Source organism: Achromobacter ruhlandii (assembly GCF_002082135.1).
GTDB classification, from domain to species: Bacteria; Pseudomonadota; Gammaproteobacteria; order Burkholderiales; family Burkholderiaceae_B; genus Achromobacter; species Achromobacter ruhlandii.
The window spans coordinates 5,521,136-5,542,115 of record NZ_CP017433.1; the positions used below are offsets into that span (position 1 = coordinate 5,521,136).

A 20,980-nucleotide genomic window follows, 5' to 3' on the forward strand; every position below is an offset into this window, starting at 1 on the left:
CTACGGACGACTAATCGATCAGCCCATGAACGTTCTACAGTTTGTTCTCGACCATATCTGGGAGTTCTCCCTTTTTGGTGGCGCCCTAGTTATCAAGGTGCTCATCGATTGCCTGCGCGCAGACTTGAAAGACAAGCGCGCTAAAGACGAGCCTCAATCACCGCCCACCGTTCGCACCGAGCCCCTCTATCGCGCCCCCAACGGTGAAGGCTGGGTAGAGGAGCCCTTGGTTTCGACTGAGTCCAGGGAGTGGTCGCGGCGCACTGGCTGCACGATTGAGAGTCGCAAGCCCTGATCCGCCTTCATTCAGCAGTAGCTGCGCGAGCCGGTTTCGGATATCTTCGTTGCTGCCACGCATCAGCCTCGACAAAGCGGTGTCGATTCCTCTGCCGACCACAAAGCCGCCGCCAGCGCCCGGCAACCCGCCACCCACGAACCCCAAGCCGCTTCCAATCAGCGTAGCCGGTCCAGCTGAGCCTGCAACATCCGCCGCACGTCCCGGTAGCGCGCTCTCCATCATGTTCTGCATGGCCAAGTTCTGCGCCGTATTGCTGCCAAGCGAACGGCCGGCCTGTGTTTGCCCGGCGCGCAACAAATCGTCCCGGAGATTGGTCAACACCTCCATCTGTCGGGAAGTGACAGCCTTGGCCTGGTTCACCCCAGGCTTCATGCGCTCCTGTTCAATCTTTCGAAGGGCGTTTTGAACCTTTGCGAGCGTGACGTTGCCTTGCGCATCCGTGAGGCCAAGCTTTTGGATGAACTCCATGGCGTCGATTTCTTTAGACGCCGCGGTATAGGCATTGCGAGCTTCGGCGTAACCAGGAATCTCCCGGTCCATCAGCTGTAGCAACTTGTCCTTGATCTGGAGAATATTTGCTGCTTTACCCCGCTCTCCAGCCCTGGAAGCCGTATTGATCTGGTCATCAAGCGCCATTTTGATGCGCTGCAACCCCACCCCAGAAACGTAGGTTTCCGGTTTGCCAGCCTGACCGCCACGGTTCAGATTGGTACGGTTCACAACTTTAGTTTCGACGGATCCACCTGCATTCTTTGCCATACGTTCCGCCTCAGCAAATGCACTTTGGAATGCTGGCGTTTTACGCAAAGAGGCATACTCGGTGTTGCCAACAGGGATGCCAACATGGGTACTCAGATAGTCATTCGCCGCCGTGGCGTCTCGTGCTAGCTTGGCAGCAGCCAGATCATCAGATGTACCGCGAATGGCGCTGAGCGCATCCTGGCGCGCAATTGCGTTGGCTTCTTCCCGTGCCACAAATGGCGCGGGTTCCAAATCACGCACAGTACGTTGCAGATTCGCGACCCGGGAATTCCCGGTAATTTCGGCCATGGTCGGCTCAACACCGGCGACAAACTGCTGCGTGCGTGCCCGTTGTGGGCCGCTTTCGGCCGCTCGGGTCAGAAGGTTCTCAGCAATCTTCTGGCGCCCGCTTTCGGTGAAGGGAGCCACTGCGGCCTGGACATTGCGCTTCAGATAGTTTGCAGCCCCGCCAACGACTTGACCAAGTGCCGGCGTCACACCACCGACGAGTGCGCCGGCCAATGCATTGCGCCTGGCCTGGTCATAGTACTCACCCGAAGTAACGGGGGCCGAAGCGCCGTATGCACCGCCAAGAGCGGCGCTGCCCAGCGTAGAGCCAAGGAATGCGCCCGTCCTGGGCAAGTTGGGCATGAGAGTAGCCCCGAGCTTGGCAGCCGTTGTCATCGGCCCAGAAAGTGCTCCAGGACCTCCCGCAAAGCCAGCAGCGATATTTCCCCCTACACGGCCAATGCCGGCAGCGATGGACCCTGGCGTTTTATCCTGGTACTGCTGTTCTCGAATAGCGACTTCAGCATCTCGCGCGGCCACCTCCGGTTTGACTCGATCAGCCAAGTTAGTCCCAAACAGCTGATCTATGTAGCCAAGGGTTCTAGCGCCCTCATGGACAGCATTCTGGCCCACCCCCGCGAACATATCTCCAAAGCCTTGGGTGGCGCCTTCCTTGAGGTTCGCAAGCGCGGATTGCTCCGGCGCCGGAGATGGCGGATTTGTACCGCCCATCTCGATCCGCAGAACGCCATCCGGGCCTCGGCTGGTAGTAGCTGCGCCTTCTTCTACCACTGGCGCATTTGCCCACCATGAGTCACCAGCTTCCTGCGGAATCCTGGCCGCCACCTGATCACCATATTGCAGCGTGTTTGGGGCATTAGGGTTGCGCGGGTCGGAAACAGCGATTCCCTCTTTCGCTTTCGGGATCGCGCCTTCGCCACCGTAATAGCCCACCGCAGTAAGACGAGGATCGCCCTCCGCCATGTCATAGAGTTTTGACACATACCGGACGCCTGCCCGTGCATTATCCAGAGGGTCGTTGATGTTCCAGCCCTTGTCAGCCATGCGGCTAAACGTCGCGGGGATGATCTGCATCCCTCCGACGGCGCCCGCATTGGAGGTGGTCGTGTTCCTTCCCGAGCCGGATTCTTGCTGGTAAATGGATCTGGCAATGGCTGCTCGCTTCGGGTCAACGCCTTCCAGCGTAAGCGCAGCCTCAAAAGGATCGACCTGAGGCGCGGATGCCCACCATTCATTGGCCATTACGGCTTCCTCCGGATCGAGCCATCAGGGGCACGGAACATGGCGCCAGAAGGCAGCGCGGCATAGTCCTGTGCGGACTTTGGCATAGCCATATCCTGCTTATCCGGTTGCGCGCCCGGTTGCTGCATGCCCGCCGATTTATACGCGCGTGCCACACCTACATCCAAAACCTGCATCAGATCTTGAAGTGCTTCACGATAGGCGGTTGGTGATTGAGCGCGGGAAAGCCTAGCGATGGCATCAGTGGCCTTCTTACCCTCTGGTTCAGTAATAGCGCCCCCACCTTTGAGACTCTCGAACGCCTGCAAGAACGTGGCCCCCTGGATCTGATCCTGAAGCGCCCGAACATCCGCCTGAGGAGTTCCAGGGATCGTGGGTGCGTTCCCCCAAACTCCTACCGAGTAGTTCAAGCCCGGGTGATTAAGCGTCTTCGTGATGACATCACGCAGCTGATTGGCCTGCTGCTCGATCTTTGGCAGCGCGGAACGAGCTTCTTGCATCTGCGGGCTGATAGTGGTGCCGAGCGCCCCCGGAGCACCCGCCTGCTGGCCAGGATTAGGCGATTGAACGGGTGCCTGGTTCTGGCCGCCAAGCATCGCAGCAGCCTGCGCACGCGGCATGAGGATCTTCCCGCCGCTGCCGTTCGGTACTTCAACCAGGTCAAACGCTGCTTTGGCGCCTTCAGTAGCCCCGGCTTCCATACCTTGGATGGCCGCATTCGCAGCACCATAACCAGGCACCATGCCGGCGACAGGCCCATTAGGGCCGTACATAGTTTGAATTCCGTTCTTAGCGGCCGAAAACTCTGCTTGACGCGTATTGGGGTTGTAGACCGTTCCGCCTTCACCAACCACCATAGGCTTCTGAAAGCCCTGCTCCGCCGCCAGCTTGAGATATGCCGGCAAGCCCATGCCCTGAGCAATAGTGAAAGACTCCTGCGCCGAACGGCCAGGAAGCAACGGCACTTGCGGCTGGCCGCCGGTCACAGGCTGCTGAGTCGGTTGGGCACCGAACAATCCTTGCTGAAGCTTCATGTTCTGATCGAACAGAGCTTGCATTTGGGGGGATAGCGATACCGTCTGAGTCCAGTTATCCCCGTCTCCAGAATAGTAGTCCTGGGGATTCGGCATGCCACCAGCCCCCGCTCCGGCGGTTTGCTGTTGCTGGCGCGCCCAGTCCACGTAAGACAGACCGGTCCCGTTATGCATGCCGGCCTGCTGGTATCCATATGGGCTGGTGTCGCGCCCGACCGCTGAGTTAGTGCCACCTTGACTGCGCCATGCGTCCATGGCTTGGTCGTAGGCACTTTGGTTAAAGGTGCGACCATTGCTCCAGGTCAGCGAACCCCAGGGCGTAATCTGGTTTACCCGGTTCGCCTGCGTGGCGTACTTGGCCAGGTCAAGATTCCCTTGAGACGTGGCCTTGGCCGCCGCGACGTAATCAGGCACCTCAGGCGTGCTCGACGATCCTTTGCCCATTCTTTAACTCCAACCAGCGGCAATCTTCCGCTTTAAGCCTATAGATGATGATGTCGCCCTGCGGGTGGGCATCTTCCATTACGCATTCCTGCGTAAACCCTAGATGCTCCACAAAGCGCCGGCATGCTTGGTTAACACTCGCTACTGGCGCTGTCATCCTACTTGCGCCCAGGTACTCAAATGGATAGTGAAAGATTGCCCACAGGAACTCACGGTTTAGCCAATGAGATCCTTCTCCCGCGATATGGCACATGATGTTGGCGCCGTTGAAGTCCTCGTAAAGAATCCCGCCAACGATTCGACCATCCTTGATACGCCCGATCGCTTTCCCACGCCCCTGCGGCCAATTCCCTCCGATCCGCTCGCATACCCATGGCCCGATCACAGAATCGTCTGCAAAGAGCATTACAGGAGGCCACCTTGTTGGTATACGTAGCTTGTCGAAGCCCATTCGACAATCGACGAATTGCTTTGAGCCTTTAGCCGGATAGCAGCAGACCTATAGATGCCACCAACCGTGTTCCAATTCGAGTTCTGAACGAACTGGCCGCCCCAAGTCATCGCGCCCCATACCATTGACCCCCACACCATGCCACCTGGCGGCGCGAAATTGAGCGTGCCGGTGGGGTCCGATGGCAGATAGTCTCCGTTCACCGAGTACAAAACTGACGGATTTCCATTGGTCTGCACATACGGGCGCACCATGGTGAAGTACTTATTCTGGGCCGATGCGCCAAAATCCTGAAAGGACTGAAGCGCGTCACCAACGATCATGCTTGAGCCGTCAATGTTTCCTACCCACGCCCGCCTCACCGCGGTGGAAGTGCCGTAAAACAGCCCTTGCGACGTATTCTTGAACGTCTGCGCGTCCCATCCGGTAAATTTTGTCCAGGCCCCAGTGAAGGTGTTTTGCGCGAATTGATAGTTCGCGCCCATACCAGCCGGAATATTGACAATCAGCGCATTTTGTTCCGGGAAGAGGCACAACTCCCAACCGAAATTTGCGCTGTAAGACGCGATGGCCTCGTTGATGCTGTTCTGGATCTTGTCAGAGATCGAGGCGCGCCTATCAATGGAGCTAGTAAGCAATGCCTTACTCATCGGCATCACGCCAGGCTCACACAACACCAGCAGGTCACCGCCATACTTGATAGCACACCGGCGCCCGACAGGCTTACCAAGATAGAAAAGACCGATAAGGCTCCAGTTCGCCGCTGTGGAAGGATCAGTGCCAGAATAGACGGCAACCTCACCATTGCTGGAGATAAAGGCGGCATGGTCATCAGCCCCATTACCCGCATCAATCGTCCAGGTGAACATGCCGACCACCCACCCGCCGCGCTGGAAAATTGCCCCCAGATCAAGGCTTGTAGCTGCCCCACCAACTTGGTTTACAGGCAAGTACCAAACGCGCATAGAATCGCGCTCGACCATAAATAGGCGATTCTTGAAAACGCAGCCTTGCACCAATAGGGTCGTGGTTACCCCAGTAATGGCAATCGGTGAACTGCCCCCATCAATAGACGCCCAGGTCGTGCCGTTGTATAGCAGCGGCTTGTCAACCCCATTGAACAAATACAGGAAGTTGCCGCCGGGGGTGGTGATCTGCGCGTCCTGCCAACGGTTGCTAGTTAGGCCAGACACCAAAGGCGCGCCATGCACCCCGGGGTTCGTCACATCGTAGATGGCGCCCGAAGATGCCGCAAATATGCGGTTGATCCCATTGGGTGGTGAGTATTCGAACAGGCTTTCTACAGCATTCGAAAACCCGGTCACCCAATCCGTATATCCCCGGCGGACCTCCAGCTTTCCGGGTAATGGCCACCAGTTCTCAAGGATCACTGCATCCGTGACTGGCATAGCTGCCAAAGGGTCACGGTCATTGAGGCCACCTACCGGCGCAGGCAACGAGACAGATCCGGCCGTCTGGTAGCCGATGGCGCGTTTACGCTGGGGCGAGATCATCAGCTTGCCGGCCAGTTGCCGTCTTGAATGTTGTTGGTTGTCAGCAGGACCGTGATATCAGCCGGCGACAAGTTCAATTTCGCGGCGGAACGATCCTGAGCCTTGCATTGCTCCAGCAGAACGTTGAATTCTGAAAGCTCAAAAGAAACATCCAGCCCCTTGGCCTGTTTGAACTTGACTTTCAGTCCTTGCACCATCAGCGAATCGTCGAAGACACACGTATCATCGTCTGCTGTAAAGCTGCTTTTCCTTGCTCCGGAAGCGCTCGTAACAAACGCGTTGCTGATGTACTCCCATGCGAACGTCAGTCCGTTAGGCGGCGGCGGATTAACCGCCATCGTTTGGCCAAGAATTCGGAAGCGCTCACGCGGGCCGGCGTAGACAATCCCAGACTTGAACGATTGCCACGCCTGAGGCGTTTGAGGACCCATCATGGGCCAACGATTGGTACGATCCCATTCAGTCTGCGGGATCTGCTTCTTCCAATCGGAGGGGAGCGGGTATTGAACTTGGGCAAAGTTGAGCAGATATGTCCCGCTCGCCTGCGCGGGCATGTTCATGGTCACCTGAGTAGGCGAATCCACACTTACGATCTGGGCAAATGGCGCGATCCCCGTGCCGTCGATCCCCCAATTCGTGTTCATGCCGGAAGTAGACGCCACCGTAATTACGGGACTGCCATTGACGATGGTTGCATTTTGTTGCTGTGCGACCGTCGTCATGATGTATTCACGATTCAGTCGCTGCCAATCATCCTGACGGCAAAGATCCATCCCGAACCGATTCAACAAGGCGAACATTTGCACCGTTTGCGGGTCTGCCGAAGACACCACCGCAGTAGGCACGCTCAATGCCATTTCTTGGCATGCCTGCCGGATCAGTTCGAGAAGGGTCATGTTCACTCAGCCTTCGGGGGACGGCCAGGCCCACGCTTGGCCGGTTCGCCGTATTGCTTCTGCATTTCGGCCAGTTGGGCGCGAACGTCGGCCACTTCTGCGCGCAGGCGTTCCGCTTCGGCAGCCTGAGCGGTCGCCGCGGCAGTGTCGTTCGCGGCTTTCAAATAGGCCTGAGCCTTGCTGCGCAGCTCACGAAACCCAGGAGGCATCTTGCCTAGATGGGAATCCGCCAACCCAGACATCTGCTCGACGGTATGGACTTCGAAGTATTTGGCTTCCTTGACCTGTGCGCGGTTGATCTGCGGCCATTGCTCTAGCGGCAGGCCATCATGCGCAGTGTGTTCGGTACGCAGGAAACGTTCCCATGCACGCGGATACTTCACCTTGTCGGCATCCGTTGCGCGCCGCTCGATAATGTTGTGCGGGTCGCCCGGGGTCATGATCTTGATGTGCTCGACCTCCTTGTATACGGGATGGCCCTGGGCCTCCGTTTCGTAGGTCAATTCCACCGGATCCATATAGAACTCGACAAATGCGTGGTCTTCCTGCGTGAAGTTCATTGCTATGTCCTTTGAGGGTTTGCCTCAAAAAAGAACGGGGGCCGAAGCCCCCGGTAGATCAGGCGCCCAGGAGGGCAACCCATTGGGTCGGCGAAACACCGATGAAATCGGCAACCTTGCCGGCGGGGACCGAAAATCCGCCAGTCGTCGCGGTCAGGGCGTTGATCTGCACACCCGTGCCCGGATAAACAAGCAGCGCGTTGGCGCCTAGGTTGACCACGGTCACCCGCGACACAACCTCGATAGGCATCAGACGCACTCCAGTGGTCGTCCCTCAACGTCTGGCCATGGAAGCCCGGCACATTCAAGGAAGGAACCGCACGCGAAATGCTGGTCAAAGCTGGCGCCCTGATCCTGGCCGAAATCGACCGCCTGGACCGCGCCGCTCATTCCGCCTCTCAGCAGCAGGAGGGGTGAATGGCGCGCAAAAAGTGGACGCCGGCGGAAGAAGCCGCCGTGGCGAAGTTCTACCCGACCACCCCGACCAAGGTGATCGCCGCTGCGGTCGGGCGTTCGGAATCGTCGATCTATCAGTTGGCGCAGCGCCTGGGGCTGAAGAAATCCAACGCCTATCTCTCCAGCCCGGATGCCGGCCGCTTCGACGGAACGCGCGGAGAGGCCTGCCGGTTCCCGAAGGGCCACGAGCCGTGGAACAAGGGAGTGTCGTTCCAGCCCGGGGGGGAAGAGCGTTGAAACGCGATTCAAGCCCGGAAGCCGCCCGCACACATGGCAGCCCGTCGGAAGCTACCGCGTCACCAAGGACGGCACGCTGCAGCGGAAGATCGGAGACGCACCAGGCAGCAACAGCAAGCGCTGGCGTGGTGTCCATGAACTCGTATGGGTCAAAGAGAACGGCCCGGTGCCTGCTGGCCATATCGTCGTGTTCAAGCCCGGGATGCGCACCGCCGACGTCGACCTCATCACGGCGGACAAGGTCGAGTGCATCAGCTTCGCCGAGAACATGCGCCGCAACACGCTGCACCGCTATCCCAAAGACATTGATGGGGTGCTGAACAGCACCCGATCCGCTGTGGCATTTGGCGGTTGCCCCTGGCCTCGAAACAGGAACATGGACGGCGCCTGGGATAAGTTTGACCAGGTGGCCGTCAAACTAATGGCCCGTTTGGTGGCCGAAACTGAAGCTCATGTGGTTCTTAGTTCCAACTGGCGGATTGGCATGGATCAGGAGCGTGCCACGGAACTTGGCGACTTTCTGGGCTACGTCATTAGTAGCGCAACGCCGGGCGGTGGCGGCGAACGCGGTCCACAGATTCAGCAGTGGCTGAATGAGCATCCAGGCGTAGAGAAGTTTGTCATCATTGACGATGACTCCGACATGCTGCCCGAACAGTTATCCCACTTTATCAAGGTGGACCCAGCCATCGGCCTGACCTACCAGAACTACCAGGATGCAAAGCAGTTACTGAAATGACCGCAGCTATTGAAAAGGTTCTTGCGACCACACGCAAGTATTGGATGCCCGCCTAGCGCGGGCTTTGTTTTGGAGGCGATATGGATCAACCCGTATCAGAACCGATCTCGGCGCTGGAGGCCGCTCGCCTCCTAGGGGTTTCCCCCCGGAGTGTCTATGATCTCGCCGCCCCTGATGGCCCGATACCATGCTATCGAGTAGGTCGGCGTATCTCTTTTGAACTTACTGATCTGCTGGAGTACAGGCAATCATGTCGATCCATCGCGACACAAAACGCGGTCAGTTCATCTTTGAATTCGACCGCACCATCGAGGGTAAAAGGGTCCGGACTCGTAGCCGTCTTCCGAAAGCATGGACTCGAGCCGAAGCAGACGCCTATGACCGGAAGGAATCCGCACGCCTCTACGCCGTCGCGACCGGCGTTGCGCGTGATCGGGCAACGGTAGAACGGGCGATTGAGTTGTACCTGGAGGATAAGAAGCACCTGAAGACCTACAAAGAGGTCATGCGGGTGTTTTCATCGCTCTATGGCTACTACCAGGGCAAGTTCTTGGATGAGTTGCCCGAGATATGCTCGGAAGTGGCAAAGCAGGCGAAAGCCCCGGCCAGCATCAAGTACGAAATCTCGCTGCTGCGCGCTGCTGGCCGCTGGGCATGGAAGAAGCACAACCAGGGAGAGCACGACCCGGGCGCCCGTGTGCAGGTCCCCACGGTTCGCAATGAGCGCCATGTCTACGTGACATTTGAGCAGGTCTTAGGCCAACTCCGCCACTGCCGCAACAAGGGCGCACGCCAGGCCATGGTGGCCGGGTTCTTCACGGGCATGCGGCTATCCGAGTTGCTGCGCGCCAGGATCGAGGGAGATAGCCTGGTCGTCTATGACACCAAGAATGGGGATGCCATCAAGCGCGTGCCTATCCACCCAACGCTCAAGCGCTACATGGACCGCCACGGCTGGCCCATCGAGGCCGCAAAGTCGACCATCCAGAAGTGGTCAAGGGTGAGCCGTGCGAAGGTAGGCTTGGGGCACGTCACGTTCCACTCGCTACGGCATAGCACTGCGTCAGCGTTAATTAATGCCGATGTGGATCTGTTCACCGTGGGTGCTATTCTGGGCCACAAGGACCCGCGCAGCACTAAGCGGTATGCTCACTTGGACCAGTCCAGGCTGACCGATGCAATTGCCAAGATGGGTCAGAAAAAGCGGGCTTGAGTGGTGGGGGGATTTTTGACCGACAGGGCGCAATCCGGGCACTCCGTGCGATCACCGCACTGAATTTCCCCTATGAGGAATCCTCTTGCGCCTGCCGCATATGCGACTCGAAATCAGGCGTACGGTATCCCCGTACCGTGGGTTCGAATCCCACCCTCTCCGCCAGTATTCAAAAAAGGCCAATCCCCCGGGATTGGCCTTTTTCTTTGCCTTCTTGCCGCAAGTCCTGTCCCTACCCCTCGGCCACGATCTTCGCGTCCTGGATGGTCTTGGCGTACTTGCGCTGCTCGTCGCGCATGAAGTCGGCGAAGCGCTGCACGCTGCCGCCGCCGTCTTCCGCGCCGACCTGCGCCAGCTTGTCCTGCACGTCGGCCATGGCCAGGACGCGGTCGATGTCCTGGTTCATGCGCGCGACCATGTCGACGGGCATTTTCGCCGACCCCACCATGCCGAACCAGATGCTGGCCTCGAACCCGGGGTAGCCCTGCTCGGCCACCGTCGGCACGTCGGGCTGGCTCCTGGAACGCTGCCGCAGCGTCTGCGCCAGCGCCAGCACCTTGCCGGACTGGATCAGCGGCGTGGCCGTGGTCATGCCCTCGAAGCAATACTGCACGTGGCCGCCCAGCAGGTCGTTCATCAGCGGCGCCGAGCCCTTGTAGGGCACGTGCAGCACGTCGATGCCGGCGCGGGCCTTGAAGATCTCCAGCGCCAGGTGCTGCGCCGACCCGCTGCCGGCCGAGCCGAAGATGATCTTGCCGGGCTGCGCGCGGCACAGCGCCACCAGCTCGGGCAGGGTCTTGGCCAGCTGCGCCGCGCCGCCGATCAGCAGCGTCGGCGTCTTGCCCACCAGCGCGATGGGCGAGAAATCGCGCTCGGCCGAATAGGCCAGCCTGGGCTGCAGGCCGGGCGCGATGCCGTGGCTGTTGACGTGCGCCATCAGCAGCGTGTTGCCATCGGGCGGCTGGCGCGCCACCTGCTCGGCGGCGATGATGCCGGCCGCGCCGGCGCGGTTCTCGACGATCACCGGAATGCCCCACATCACGCCCAGCTTCTGGCCCAGCAGGCGCGCCAGCACATCGGTGCCGCCGCCCGCCGGAAATCCCACCACGATCTTGACCGGGCCCGGCGGCAGCGGTTGCTGCGCCCTGGCCGACGGCAGGACGAGCGCCGCCCCCAGCGCCGCGGCGCCGGTAATGAATTCCCTACGTTGCATGGTTGTCTCCTCGCGCGCCGGGTCCATGCCCGGCGACTGTTGGTAAGCCTTGCCCGCCGCGGCCGGCTGGGCCTGCTGACGCGGTCAGGCCGCGGGGGCCGCCAGCCGCTGGGCCAGCTGCGCTGACTGCGCGGCGTCCAGCTCCACCAGCGGCGGCCGGACCGTGGCCCACACCGGATCGTTGCGCCGCTGCGCGATCGCGGCTTTCATGGCCGGGATCATCGGGTACGACTGGAAGATGGCGCGGGTCTCGTTCAAGGCGCGCTGCCGGTCCTCGGCGCCGGCCTCGCGCCACGACCGGTACAGCGCGACGATCGGACCGGCATTGACGTTGCCGGTGGCGGTGATGCAGCCCGCGCCGCCGGCCCGCATGGTTTCCAGCAACACCGTTTCGGTGCCGGCGAACACGTCGAAGCCGCGCGGCTGGAAGTCGCGCAGCATGGCCGCGGTGTTGTTCCAGTCGCCGGAACTGTCCTTGATGCCGGCGACGATGCCGGGAAATTCGCCCAGCAGCCGGTCGATCAGGCCCAGGCTGATCGGCACGCCCGACACCGGCGGGATGTGATACAGGTAGATGCGCAGGCGCTCGTCGGCGACCCGTTCGATCACGTGCGCGAAGGCGCGGAACAGGCCCTCGTCGCTGACGCCCTTGTAGTAGAACGGCGGCAGCATGAGCACCCCGCCGCAGCCGGCCTCGACCGCGTGACGGGTCAGCTCGACCGCATCGGGCAGCGCGCAGGCGCCGGTGCCCGGCATCATGCGCGCGGCCGGCAGGCCGGCATCCAGCAAGGCATCCAGCAGATGGCGCTTTTCCGCCACGCTGAGCGAATTGGCCTCGGAGTTGGTGCCGAAGATCGCCAGCCCCGCGCCCTGTTCCAGCAGGGCGCGGCAATGCCCGACGAAGCGCGGCGCGCTGGGCGACAGGTCCGCGTTGAAGGGCGTGAGGACCGGGGAATAGACGCCTTGCGGCCGGTCAGCGGCGCGTGTGCTCATGAAGACTCTCCTGTCAGCGGCCGACGCGGGTCCACTTGCCGTAGCGTTCGACCATGCGTTCATCGAAACCGAATCCCAGCCCCGGCTCCTGGTGCAGCACCACGCGGCCCTGCTTGTGGGTCAGTTGGCGGTCCACCAGCTTGCGGAAATTCAGGACCTGGTCGTCCCAGAAAAATTCAACATAACGCGCATTGGGCGTGGCGGCCACCAGCGGCGCATGCACGTCGTGGAACCAGTGCGGGCACACCACCACGCCGTAGCTGGCGGCGGTCGCCGCGATGCGCTTCCATTCGGTGATGCCGCCGCACACCGCGGCGTCGGTCTGCAGGATGCCGGCCGCGCCCTTGTCCAGCAGCTCCTTGTGATACCAGCGGCCATAGCCGATCTCGGCGGTGGCGATGGGCAGGTGCGTCAGGCGCGCCAGCTTGGCGTGGCTGTCGATGTCATCGGGGCCGAACGGCTCCTCGATGAAGTACGGCTCGTACTGCTCGAAGCGGCGGATGTACTGCATGGCCTGGGTCACGTCCTGCCAGGCGTTGTTGCAGTCCATCATCAACTCGACGTCCGGCCCGACGGCCTCGCGCGCCGCCTTCAGCCGCGCCTCTTCCTCGCGCGGCGACAGGCGCCCGGTCTTCATCTTGACGGCGCCAAAGCCCTTGGCCACGTAGCTGGCCATTTCCTCGCCCAGGTGCTGCGGCGTCTTGCCGTCCAGGTAGTAACCGCCGCTGGCGTAGGCAGACACCGACTCCAGCTCGACCGCGCCCAGGAACTTGTGCAGCGGCAGCCCCGCCGTCTTGGCGTTCAGGTCCCACAGCGCGATGTCGAGCGCGCTGAGCGCGCGCATCACCGTGCCCTGGCGCCCCTGCAGCAATGCTTCCTGGTACATCGCCTGCCACAGTCCTTCGACCGCGTGCGAGTCCTTGCCCAGCAGCACCGGCGCCAGCAGGCTCTGCACGGCGGCCTCGAAGATCGCGCCGCCAGCGCTGCCGACATAGCAGAAACCGATGCCTTCGACGCCATCAGCGCTGCGGACCTTGACCAGTCCGTAATGGCGGGTGGAGACGGTGCGGTTCGAAAACGAGGTGACCTTGTCCAAGGGCACCGCGGCGGCGCAAACGTCGATGGATTCAATGATGGGCACGGCTGGCTCCTGATAACGGGAATAGTGCGGGTTGCGCTGCCGGCGCGCCTTGCGCCGGCGCAACGCTCAAGCGAATTCTTGCCGCCATCAAAGAAACAAACAATTATCTTCATCCATCTTTAGAATATGAAAAAAACATCTTCTATGAGCGCCCGCCGATGGATTCGAGATTCCTGCAGACCTATGTGCACGTGGTGGAACTGGGCTCCATCGCGCAGGCCGCGCGCCACCAGGGGCTGACGCCGGCCACCGTGCAGCAGCGCCTGCGCGCGCTGGAAGCGGACATGGGCAGCGCGCTGATCGCCCGCTCGGGCCGCACCGTCAAGCCCACCGCCGCCGGCACCCGCATCCTGGAGCGCGCCCGCAACGTGCTGCGCGACCTGCGGGACCTGCGTTCGGCCGCCACCGAGTCCGACCTGCCGGCCGGCCCCTTGCGCCTGGGCGCCACGCCCACCGCGCTCACCGGCATCATGCCGCCGGTGCTGCGCACCTGGGCGGCGCGTTATCCCCACATCGAGATCTACATCGAACCCGCGCCCACCACCCTGCTCTACAGCAAGGTGCTGGCCGGCGAACTGGATGGCGCGCTGCTGGTGCATCCGCTGTTCGCGCTGCCCAAGTCCTGCGTCTGGCGCGACCTGCGGCGCGAGCCGCTGGTGCTGGTGACGCCGGCCGACATGGCGGTGCGCGACCCGCTGGCGGTGATCGCGCGCGAGCCCTATATCCGCTACGACCGCAGCGTGGTGGGCGGCCGCATGGCCGACGACTACCTGCGCGCCCGTGACCTGCGGCCACACGTGCGCTTCGAGCTGGACGGCATCGACTCGATCGCCAAGCTGGTGTCGGAAGGATTGGGGGTGGCGCTATTGCCCGACTGGGCCACCACGGGCGCATCCGCCCCGGTCAGGCGCTGGCCGCTGCCGGGCCCCTGTCCGGCGCGCAGCGTCGGCGCGATCTGGCCGCGCTCGGGCGTGCGCTCGGAATTGATGCGGGTGTTCGTGGAGATGGCGGAACGCCAGGCGGCGGCGGAGCGCTGACCGGCCCGCGCGGCATGCATGCGGCCACCGGCCGCCGCGCCTTATGCCGCCAGGTCGGCCCGCAGCTGGCCGTTGCGCGCCACCACCTTGCCGCCAGAGATCACCAGGCGACGCGGCGCGCGCTGCGCCACGGCTTCGGCCACGCCGCTGGCCGCCACCAGCACCAGGTCGGCGCGGGCGCCGGGCGCCAGCCCATAGTCCGCGAAGCCACAGGCTCGCGCCGCGGCCTCGCTGACACAGTCGAAAGCCCAGCCGATCTCGTCGTCGCGGCGCAGGTCGTTGCGCAAGCCGATCATCATGGCGCGCGCCAGCATGTCCGGGCTGCCGTAGGGGGTCCAGGTATCGCGGATGCCGTCATTGCCGCCGAACAGCGTCACGCCGGCCTCGCGACAGGCGCGCAGCGCAGGCACCGGCCGCGACGGCGGCGCGGTGGTCAGCAGCGCCACGTCGAGCGCGGCCAGGCGCTTGAGCAGGCCGTCCAGCCGCTTGGCGTCCACGCCGCCCAGGCAGAAGGCGTGGCTGATGACGACGCGGCCGCGCATGTCCAGCGCCTGCACCCGGTCCAGGATCAGGTCGAGCGAAAACGCGCCCAGGTCGCCCGGCTCATGCAGGTGAATGTCGAGGGGTTTGCCGTGCTTGTCGGCCAGGCCGAACAGCACGTCGAGCGATTGCGCCGGGTCGCGATCGATGGCGCAGGGATCCAGCCCGCCCAGCACATCCGCGCCCTGCGCCAGGGCCTCGTCCAACAGCCCGGCCGTGCCTGGCCGCCCCAGCAACCCAGACTGCGGAAACGCCACGGTCTGGATCTCGATCAGGCCGGCCAGCGCCTCGCGCGTGGCGTGCACGCCCTCCAGATGACGCAGCCCGGCATCGGTATCGACGTCGACGTGGCTGCGGATGCGCGTCGTGCCTTCGCGCAGGAAGGCCAACGCCAACGCGCGCGAGTGGCTGGCGGCGTCATGGCCGCTGGCGGCGCGCCAGGCCCGCTCGTTGTCGATGCGGTCGGTCAACGCTGGCCCCACCTGATTCACATACCAGGGGGATTCCCAGGTGGTCTTGTCCAGGTGCGTGTGCCCTTCGACCAGACCAGGCAGCAGCAACAGGCCGGCGCCCGCCTCCCGCGCCACATTGGCCGGCGCCTGCAGATTCGGTCCGACGCGTTCGATATGGCCGCGGGATATCGCGACGTCGACCGCCGCGCCATCGGGCAGTCGAACGTCGTTTAACAACATATCGGTCATGGGTAGGTCCTCGGCCTCGCCCGTCCGCGCCGGGCGGCAGTGCCGGATCAGGCCTGTTGCGGCGGTTCGATCCAGAAGAAGCGCTGGCCCTGGCGGATCATGTCCGCCACGCCTTCGGCGCCGAGGCGATAGTCGGTGCCCATCAACGTGGCGCCGCCGTCGTCATGGATATGGATGACGGCCAGCGGGTCGTTGGCCATGGTGTACCAGTAGTAACCGGGCTTGAGATCGTGCAGGTCAGTATTCATGTGCCGAGTATACAAACAACCCCGGGGCGTATTCAAAAAGACACACTAGTAACCCTTTGCCTGACATGACGATGGCGACGCGTCATACTGTTTCATGCGAGGTTTGGACAACCCGCCATATGTTGGCACGCGTCGACTCGGCCGTGGCACTTCGGGTGCCCAACACGGCGAGCGCGAGGGGAACAACACAGTATGAAAAGGCAAGCACTCCAATTCAGCGAGCCGCTCAAGCAAGCCATCCTGGATGGTTATAAGGTGCAAACCCGGCGCATCGTCAAACCGCAGCCCACCAAGCTGACGACCGCCTGGTATGCCGATGCGGCGGATTCCGGTAAATGGGTCGCCATGGGCCCGGCCCGCGAAGGCGCGACCGAATTGCGGAAAACCTCGCCCTGGGTCACCTGCCCCTATGGCAGATCGGGCGAAAGCATCACCCTCGAAGACGAGTCCGGCAAGCCCTTCGCCACCGCCGTAATCGTGGGCGTGCGCATCCAGCGCCTGCAGAAACTGTCGGACGCCGACGCGCGCGCCGAAGGGATCCAGGCGCTTTACCAATCGTCGGCGCTGTTGCCGGGCGTTCCCCTGCAGACGGCCTTTGCCCTGACCTGGTGCGAACGCTATGGCGCGCACGCCTGGGCCGCCAACCCCTGGGTGTGGGTGGTCGAATTCCGCTGCCAGCAGCCGGAACAGGCCTAGGCGTCCGCCGGCCCTGCCGGTCCGCGCCAGGCCGCCAACCGACTGGCGCTGGCGCACCGGTGTTGCTGTCAGGGGAAATCCGGCCCCAGGATCGTGACTGCCTGTAACTCGCCGCCCCCGCTTCACCGCATTCCACCTTATTTCAGTCGATTTCAGGCGCGGGTTTACCAGAGTGAAGCCGCCTTGCCGCGACGCAGCATGGGATACGTGCCCCGCCCCGCCGCCGTTGCGGATTGTCGCTATTGAGCGCCACCCGCTTACCCCTGGCGATCCGAAAAGACCGAAAATAGGCTCAACGAATACTCAACTTTGCTGCGTCACGCAGCAGGCAGGTGCAAAATGAAAAAATGGCTCATCGCAGGGGCAGGTGCCGCGGGTCTGCTGATCTCCAGCGTCGCCCTGGCCCGGGTGGATGTCGGCATCTCGATCGGCGTGCCCGGGGTGGTATACCCGGCGCCGGTCTACGCCGCGCCCGCGCCCGTCTATGTGGCGCCGGCCCCGGTCTACGCCCCCCCGCCCCCCGTCTACTACCGTCCGGCGCCCGTCTACGTGGCGCCCCCGGTGGTCTATCCGGCCCCGGTCTACATCCGCGGCGGCGGCTACTGGGGTCCGCATGGCCACTGGCGCGGCCCCGATCGCGGCTACTATCACGGCCGCGGCGGCTGGCACCGTTGATGCCGCCGGGCTCCCAGCCCACCGCAATAAATACAAAGGCCACTCTTGCGAGTGGCCTTTTTTCCACAGGGTAATTTCCGGTACCCCAGGGAAGGCACGTCAGGCGACAGGGGCCTGGACGGGTTTGCCCGCCGTGACGGCGGGCGGCTGCTGCGGCACCGTGACGGGCTTGCCTGCGGCCCAACGCGGCGCTTCCTGAACAAGATCGATCCAACGACGCGGAGCACTCGACGCCCGCCACCAACCATTATGCGGACGCATGCGCAAACTCCGGTTCACCGTTGAAACGAACGCCGTTTATTTCTTCAAACAATTGCCGGCTTTCCTGTTCCGCTTCGTGCAAGCTGTTGAACGGCGCCTGTCCGGGCACCGTCCAGCATTTTTCCGGCGCGGTTCCGCCTACCCGGCGGGTCCATATCTGCACACGGTAGCCCTGCTCGTCATCTTGAGCCACAGAGCATCTCACACGAAAATCTCCAATCATTCTTGAAGTCATGGACAACTCCTTGTTATTTATGTGAATGAAGCGTGTAGAACGCAGGTGTATTGTGCCGAACTATCCGGCCCTTTTATTGAAAATACACAATTGCTCACATCAAAATCAAGTACTGGCGTCGTCAACATAATCCATCGAGACGACAAGAATATGTCTCGATCATAAATAGGCCGCGTTTTCCGCCCCATCCACCATGTGGCCGACTTGCATCACTCAGCAAGTGGCGTGCCCACGCCGAGCGGCAATAAAAAACGGAGCCCGCGGGCTCCGTTTTTTATGCAGGGTCGCTCAGCCGGGCGTCAGGGCTGCAATACCGTCAGGCCGCCCATGTAAGGTTGCAGCGCCTGCGGAACCAGGATGCTGCCGTCGGCCTGCTGGTGGTTTTCCAGCACCGCCACCAGGGCACGGCCCACGGCCAGGCCGGAGCCATTCAGGGTATGCACGTATTCCGGCTTGCCCTGCGCGTTGCGGAAACGCGCCTGCATGCGGCGGGCCTGGAACGTTTCGCAGTTGGACACCGACGAAATCTCGCGCCAGGTGTTCTGCGCCGGCAGCCAGACTTCCAGATCGTAGGTCTTGGCCGAGCCAAAGCCCATGTCACCGGTGCACAGCAGCATCACGCGGTACGGCAGCCCCAGCAGCTGGAGCACGCGCTCGGCGTGGCCGACCATGTCCTCCAGCGCTTCGTAGGACTGGTCGGGCTGCGTAACCTGCACCATTTCAACCTTGTCGAACTGGTGCTGGCGGATCATGCCGCGCGTGTCGCGGCCGCCGCTGCCGGCTTCGGAACGGAAGCACGGCGTGTGGGCGGTGAGCTTGAGCGGCAGGTCGGCGGCCGCCTGGATGGTGTCGCGCACCACGCTGGTCAGGGTGATTTCCGAGGTGGAGATCAGGTACTGGTCTTCGCGCACGAACGGCTTGCCGTGCTCGTCGACCTTGGGATCGTCGTCGCCGCCGCCCTTGGACACGGCAAACATGTCGTCCTTGAACTTGGGCAGCTGGCCGGTGCCGTACAGCGTCGAGGCATTGACGATGTACGGGGTGTAGCACTCGGTGTAGCCGTGCGTGCCGGTCTGCAGGTCGAGCATGAACTGCGCCAGCGCGCGGTGCAGGCGGGCAATGGGGCCGCGCATGAACGAGAAGCGCGCGCCCGACAGCTTGGCGGCGGTGTCGAAATCCAGGCCCAGGGGTTCGCCCAGCGCGACGTGGTCGCGGGGTTCGAACGGCAGCGCGGGCGGGTTGCCATCGGCACCCGCGGCGGCCGGCAGCCAGCGGCGCACTTCGACGTTGTCGTCGGCGGATTCGCCCAGCGGCACGCTGGCGTGCGGCAGGTTCGGCACCGACATGAGCAGCTCGTTGAGCGGCTGCTGCAGGGCGGCCAGCTCTTCTTCCAGCTGCTTCAGGCGCTCGGGCACGGCCTGCGATTCGGCCATGACGGCGCTGGCGTCCTCGCCCTTGGCCTTGAGCTGACCGATCTGCTTGGCCAGCGCGTTGCGGCGGGCTTGCAGGGATTCGGTTTCGGTCTGGACCGCCTTGCGGCGAGACTCCAGCTCGTTGAACCGTTCCGTGTCGAAGGACACGCCACGGCTCTTGAGGCGGTCTACGACGGTTTGCAGGTCTTTGCGCAGCAGTATCGGGTCTAGCATGGTGATGTCGGTGAGATTGCGGGAAGCAACGGGCGGCGCCCGTTACCGTTTCTTGGCGCGTTCCTGCGCGTCCAGCTCGCGCAGGAATGCCAACTTCTGCTGGATTTTAGCCTCCAGGCCGCGATCGGTCGGCCGGTAGAAGGAAGGCTTGAGCCCATCGGGGAAATATTGCTCGTCCGCGGCGTAGCCATGCGGCTCGTCGTGGGCGTAGCGGTAGGCCTTGCCGTGCCCCAGTTGCTTCATCAGCTTGGTGGGCGCGTTGCGCAGGTGGATCGGGACCGGCGCGCTGCCGTGCTCGGCGGCGAACTTGCGCGCCTGGTTGTAGGCGTTGTAGACGGCGTTGGACTTGGCCGCGCAGGCCATGTAGACCACCGCCTGGGCCAGCGCCAGCTCGCCCTCGGGCGAACCCAGCCGTTCATAGATGTCGGCGCCGTTGACCGCCAGGTCGGTGGCGCGCGGGTCGGCCAGGCCGATGTCCTCGACCGCCATGCGCACCAGCCGGCGCGACAGGTACTTGGGATCCGCGCCGCCGTCGATCATGCGGCAGAACCAGTACAGCGCGGCGTCGGGGTTGGAGCCGCGCACCGACTTGTGCAGCGCGCTGATTTGGTCATAGAAGGCGTCGCCGCCCTTGTCGAAGCGCCGCAGGTTCTGCGACAGCGATATCTCCAGCCAGGCCGCGTCGACCGTGTCGCGGCCGGCGGCCTGGGCCGATTCGGCCACCACCTCGACCGCGCTGATCAGCCGGCGCGCGTCGCCGTCGGCCCAGGCCGCCAGCTGTTCGCGCGCATCGGCATCGATGTGGATGCGCGCGCCCTCTTCGTGGCCGTCGTTGAACGCGGTGATGGCGCGGTCGACCAGTTGCTGCAGTTCCTCGGGCGTGAGCGATTGCAGCACATAGACGCGGGCGCGCGACAGCAGCGCCGAGTTGACCTCGAACGAGGGGTTCTCGGTGGTCGCGCCGATGAAGGTGAACAACCCGCTTTCAACGTAGGGCAGGAACGCGTCCTGCTGCGCCTTGTTGAAACGGTGCACCTCGTCCACGAACAGAATGGTGCGGCGGCCCTGGCCCTGCGCCACCTGCGCCACGGTGACGGCATCGCGGATGTCCTTGACGCCGCCCAGCACGGCGGAAATGGCGATGAACTGGGCATCGAAGCCGTCGGCCATGAGCCGCGCCAGCGTGGTCTTGCCGACGCCCGGCGGGCCCCAGAAGATCATGGAATGCGGACGGCCCGACTCGAACGCCACGCGCAGCGGCTTGTCCGGCCCCAGCAGGTGCGACTGGCCGACGACGTCGGCCAGCGTGCGCGGGCGCAGGCGTTCAGCCAGGGGCACGTAAGGCCGATGGGCGGGATCGGCCGCGAAGAGATCGTTGCTCATTGGCAGCAGATGAGGGAAGACGGCAAGGAAATCAAGCCAGTATTACAACATGTCCGGCCGCCCCGCGCCCCGGGCGG

The 20,980-nt window shown here is 63.0% G+C and carries 21 protein-coding genes and 1 pseudogene; 7 read left to right on the plus strand and 15 right to left on the minus strand.

Annotated features, from left to right (window positions below; genetic code table 11):
* Window positions 1-157: 157 nt before the first annotated feature.
* The 7 genes from AruCF_RS25070 to AruCF_RS25095 are packed head-to-tail and all read right to left on the minus strand — an operon-like array spanning window position 158 to window position 7,739.
* Window positions 158-2,590 (minus strand): lytic transglycosylase domain-containing protein, encoded by a 2,433-nt coding sequence (locus tag AruCF_RS25070; RefSeq protein WP_083036938.1) that lies wholly within the window; start codon window positions 2,588-2,590, stop codon window positions 158-160.
* Window positions 2,590-4,068: a hypothetical protein gene (locus tag AruCF_RS25075; protein ID WP_157130054.1), complete on the minus strand. Its 1,479-nt coding sequence runs from the start codon at window positions 4,066-4,068 to the stop codon at window positions 2,590-2,592. Before AruCF_RS25075 ends, AruCF_RS25070 begins: the two co-directional genes overlap by 1 nt.
* The gene (locus tag AruCF_RS29335; RefSeq protein ID WP_157130055.1) at window positions 4,040-4,474 is read right to left on the minus strand and encodes a GNAT family N-acetyltransferase; all 435 of its coding nucleotides are present in this window, start codon (window positions 4,472-4,474) and stop codon (window positions 4,040-4,042) included. Before AruCF_RS29335 ends, AruCF_RS25075 begins: the two co-directional genes overlap by 29 nt.
* Window positions 4,474-6,033, minus strand: coding sequence for a hypothetical protein (locus tag AruCF_RS25080; protein WP_157130056.1), 1,560 nt, complete (start codon window positions 6,031-6,033; stop codon window positions 4,474-4,476). Before AruCF_RS25080 ends, AruCF_RS29335 begins: the two co-directional genes overlap by 1 nt.
* Window positions 6,033-6,929, minus strand: coding sequence for a hypothetical protein (locus tag AruCF_RS25085; protein ID WP_083036942.1), 897 nt, complete (start codon window positions 6,927-6,929; stop codon window positions 6,033-6,035). The genes AruCF_RS25080 and AruCF_RS25085 overlap by 1 nt, the downstream gene beginning before the upstream one ends.
* A 2-nt stretch (window positions 6,930-6,931) precedes the next feature.
* The gene (locus AruCF_RS25090; protein ID WP_083036943.1) at window positions 6,932-7,489 is read right to left on the minus strand and encodes a hypothetical protein; all 558 of its coding nucleotides are present in this window, start codon (window positions 7,487-7,489) and stop codon (window positions 6,932-6,934) included.
* Window positions 7,490-7,547: 58 nt separating this feature from the next.
* Entirely contained in the window at window positions 7,548-7,739 is a 192-nt protein-coding gene (locus AruCF_RS25095) for a hypothetical protein (protein ID WP_083036945.1), read from the minus strand.
* 167 nt (window positions 7,740-7,906) lie between these two features.
* Between AruCF_RS25095 and AruCF_RS29340 the strand changes: the two genes are divergently transcribed.
* The 4 genes and pseudogenes from AruCF_RS29340 (at window position 7,907) to AruCF_RS25110 (ending at window position 10,134) form a co-directional block, all read left to right on the plus strand.
* Window positions 7,907-8,182 (plus strand): hypothetical protein, encoded by a 276-nt coding sequence (locus tag AruCF_RS29340; protein ID WP_157130057.1) that lies wholly within the window; start codon window positions 7,907-7,909, stop codon window positions 8,180-8,182.
* Between the two features lie 202 nt (window positions 8,183-8,384).
* Window positions 8,385-8,921, plus strand: coding sequence for an HAD domain-containing protein (locus AruCF_RS29600; protein WP_167385896.1), 537 nt, complete (start codon window positions 8,385-8,387; stop codon window positions 8,919-8,921).
* Between the two features lie 80 nt (window positions 8,922-9,001).
* Window positions 9,002-9,115 (plus strand): annotated as a pseudogene (locus AruCF_RS30205) (helix-turn-helix domain-containing protein); the annotation flags it as partial.
* Window positions 9,116-9,171: 56 nt separating this feature from the next.
* Window positions 9,172-10,134, plus strand: a complete 963-nt coding sequence (locus AruCF_RS25110; protein ID WP_083036948.1) for a tyrosine-type recombinase/integrase — start codon at window positions 9,172-9,174, stop codon at window positions 10,132-10,134.
* A 232-nt stretch (window positions 10,135-10,366) separates the two neighbouring features.
* Here the strand turns inward: AruCF_RS25110 and AruCF_RS25115 are convergent, their stop codons facing one another.
* The 3 genes from AruCF_RS25115 to AruCF_RS25125 all read right to left on the minus strand — a co-directional run bounded on the left by AruCF_RS25115 (window position 10,367) and on the right by AruCF_RS25125 (window position 13,481).
* Complete coding sequence (locus AruCF_RS25115) at window positions 10,367-11,347, minus strand: Bug family tripartite tricarboxylate transporter substrate binding protein (RefSeq protein WP_083036949.1); 981 nt, start codon at window positions 11,345-11,347, stop codon at window positions 10,367-10,369.
* An 84-nt stretch (window positions 11,348-11,431) separates the two neighbouring features.
* Entirely contained in the window at window positions 11,432-12,340 is a 909-nt protein-coding gene (locus AruCF_RS25120) for a dihydrodipicolinate synthase family protein (protein WP_049071808.1), read from the minus strand.
* Window positions 12,341-12,353: 13 nt separating this feature from the next.
* A complete protein-coding gene (locus AruCF_RS25125; protein ID WP_049077506.1) occupies window positions 12,354-13,481 on the minus strand; it encodes a mandelate racemase/muconate lactonizing enzyme family protein in 1,128 nt (375 codons plus the stop codon).
* Between the two features lie 158 nt (window positions 13,482-13,639).
* Here AruCF_RS25125 and AruCF_RS25130 point away from each other — a divergent pair, with 158 nt between their 5' ends.
* Window positions 13,640-14,518 carry a LysR family transcriptional regulator gene (locus AruCF_RS25130; RefSeq protein ID WP_049071807.1) on the plus strand — a complete coding sequence of 293 codons (879 nt, stop codon included), beginning with the start codon at window positions 13,640-13,642 and terminating at the stop codon, window positions 14,516-14,518.
* 41 nt (window positions 14,519-14,559) lie between these two features.
* On the opposite strand, the gene AruCF_RS25135 is transcribed toward AruCF_RS25130, so the two are convergent.
* Window positions 14,560-15,759, minus strand: coding sequence for an amidohydrolase family protein (locus AruCF_RS25135; RefSeq protein WP_049071805.1), 1,200 nt, complete (start codon window positions 15,757-15,759; stop codon window positions 14,560-14,562).
* Window positions 15,760-15,806: 47 nt separating this feature from the next.
* Entirely contained in the window at window positions 15,807-16,007 is a 201-nt protein-coding gene (locus AruCF_RS25140) for a hypothetical protein (protein ID WP_049071804.1), read from the minus strand.
* 192 nt (window positions 16,008-16,199) lie between these two features.
* On the opposite strand from AruCF_RS25140, the gene AruCF_RS25145 reads away from it, so the two are divergent.
* Window positions 16,200-16,703 carry an ASCH domain-containing protein gene (locus AruCF_RS25145; protein ID WP_049071803.1) on the plus strand — a complete coding sequence of 168 codons (504 nt, stop codon included), beginning with the start codon at window positions 16,200-16,202 and terminating at the stop codon, window positions 16,701-16,703.
* A 339-nt stretch (window positions 16,704-17,042) separates the two neighbouring features.
* Window positions 17,043-17,378: a virulence factor gene (locus AruCF_RS25150; RefSeq protein ID WP_049071802.1), complete on the plus strand. Its 336-nt coding sequence runs from the start codon at window positions 17,043-17,045 to the stop codon at window positions 17,376-17,378.
* Window positions 17,379-17,625: 247 nt separating this feature from the next.
* On the opposite strand, the gene AruCF_RS25155 is transcribed toward AruCF_RS25150, so the two are convergent.
* From AruCF_RS25155 to AruCF_RS25165, 3 genes are all read right to left on the minus strand, one after another.
* The gene (locus AruCF_RS25155; protein WP_080977324.1) at window positions 17,626-17,874 is read right to left on the minus strand and encodes a hypothetical protein; all 249 of its coding nucleotides are present in this window, start codon (window positions 17,872-17,874) and stop codon (window positions 17,626-17,628) included.
* Window positions 17,875-18,173: 299 nt separating this feature from the next.
* On the minus strand, window positions 18,174-19,520 hold the full coding sequence (gene serS / locus AruCF_RS25160; protein ID WP_049071801.1) for a serine--tRNA ligase: 1,347 nt from the start codon (window positions 19,518-19,520) through the stop codon (window positions 18,174-18,176).
* Window positions 19,521-19,562: 42 nt separating this feature from the next.
* The gene (locus tag AruCF_RS25165) at window positions 19,563-20,903 is read right to left on the minus strand and encodes a replication-associated recombination protein A (RefSeq protein ID WP_049071800.1); all 1,341 of its coding nucleotides are present in this window, start codon (window positions 20,901-20,903) and stop codon (window positions 19,563-19,565) included.
* Window positions 20,904-20,980: the final 77 nt, after the last annotated feature.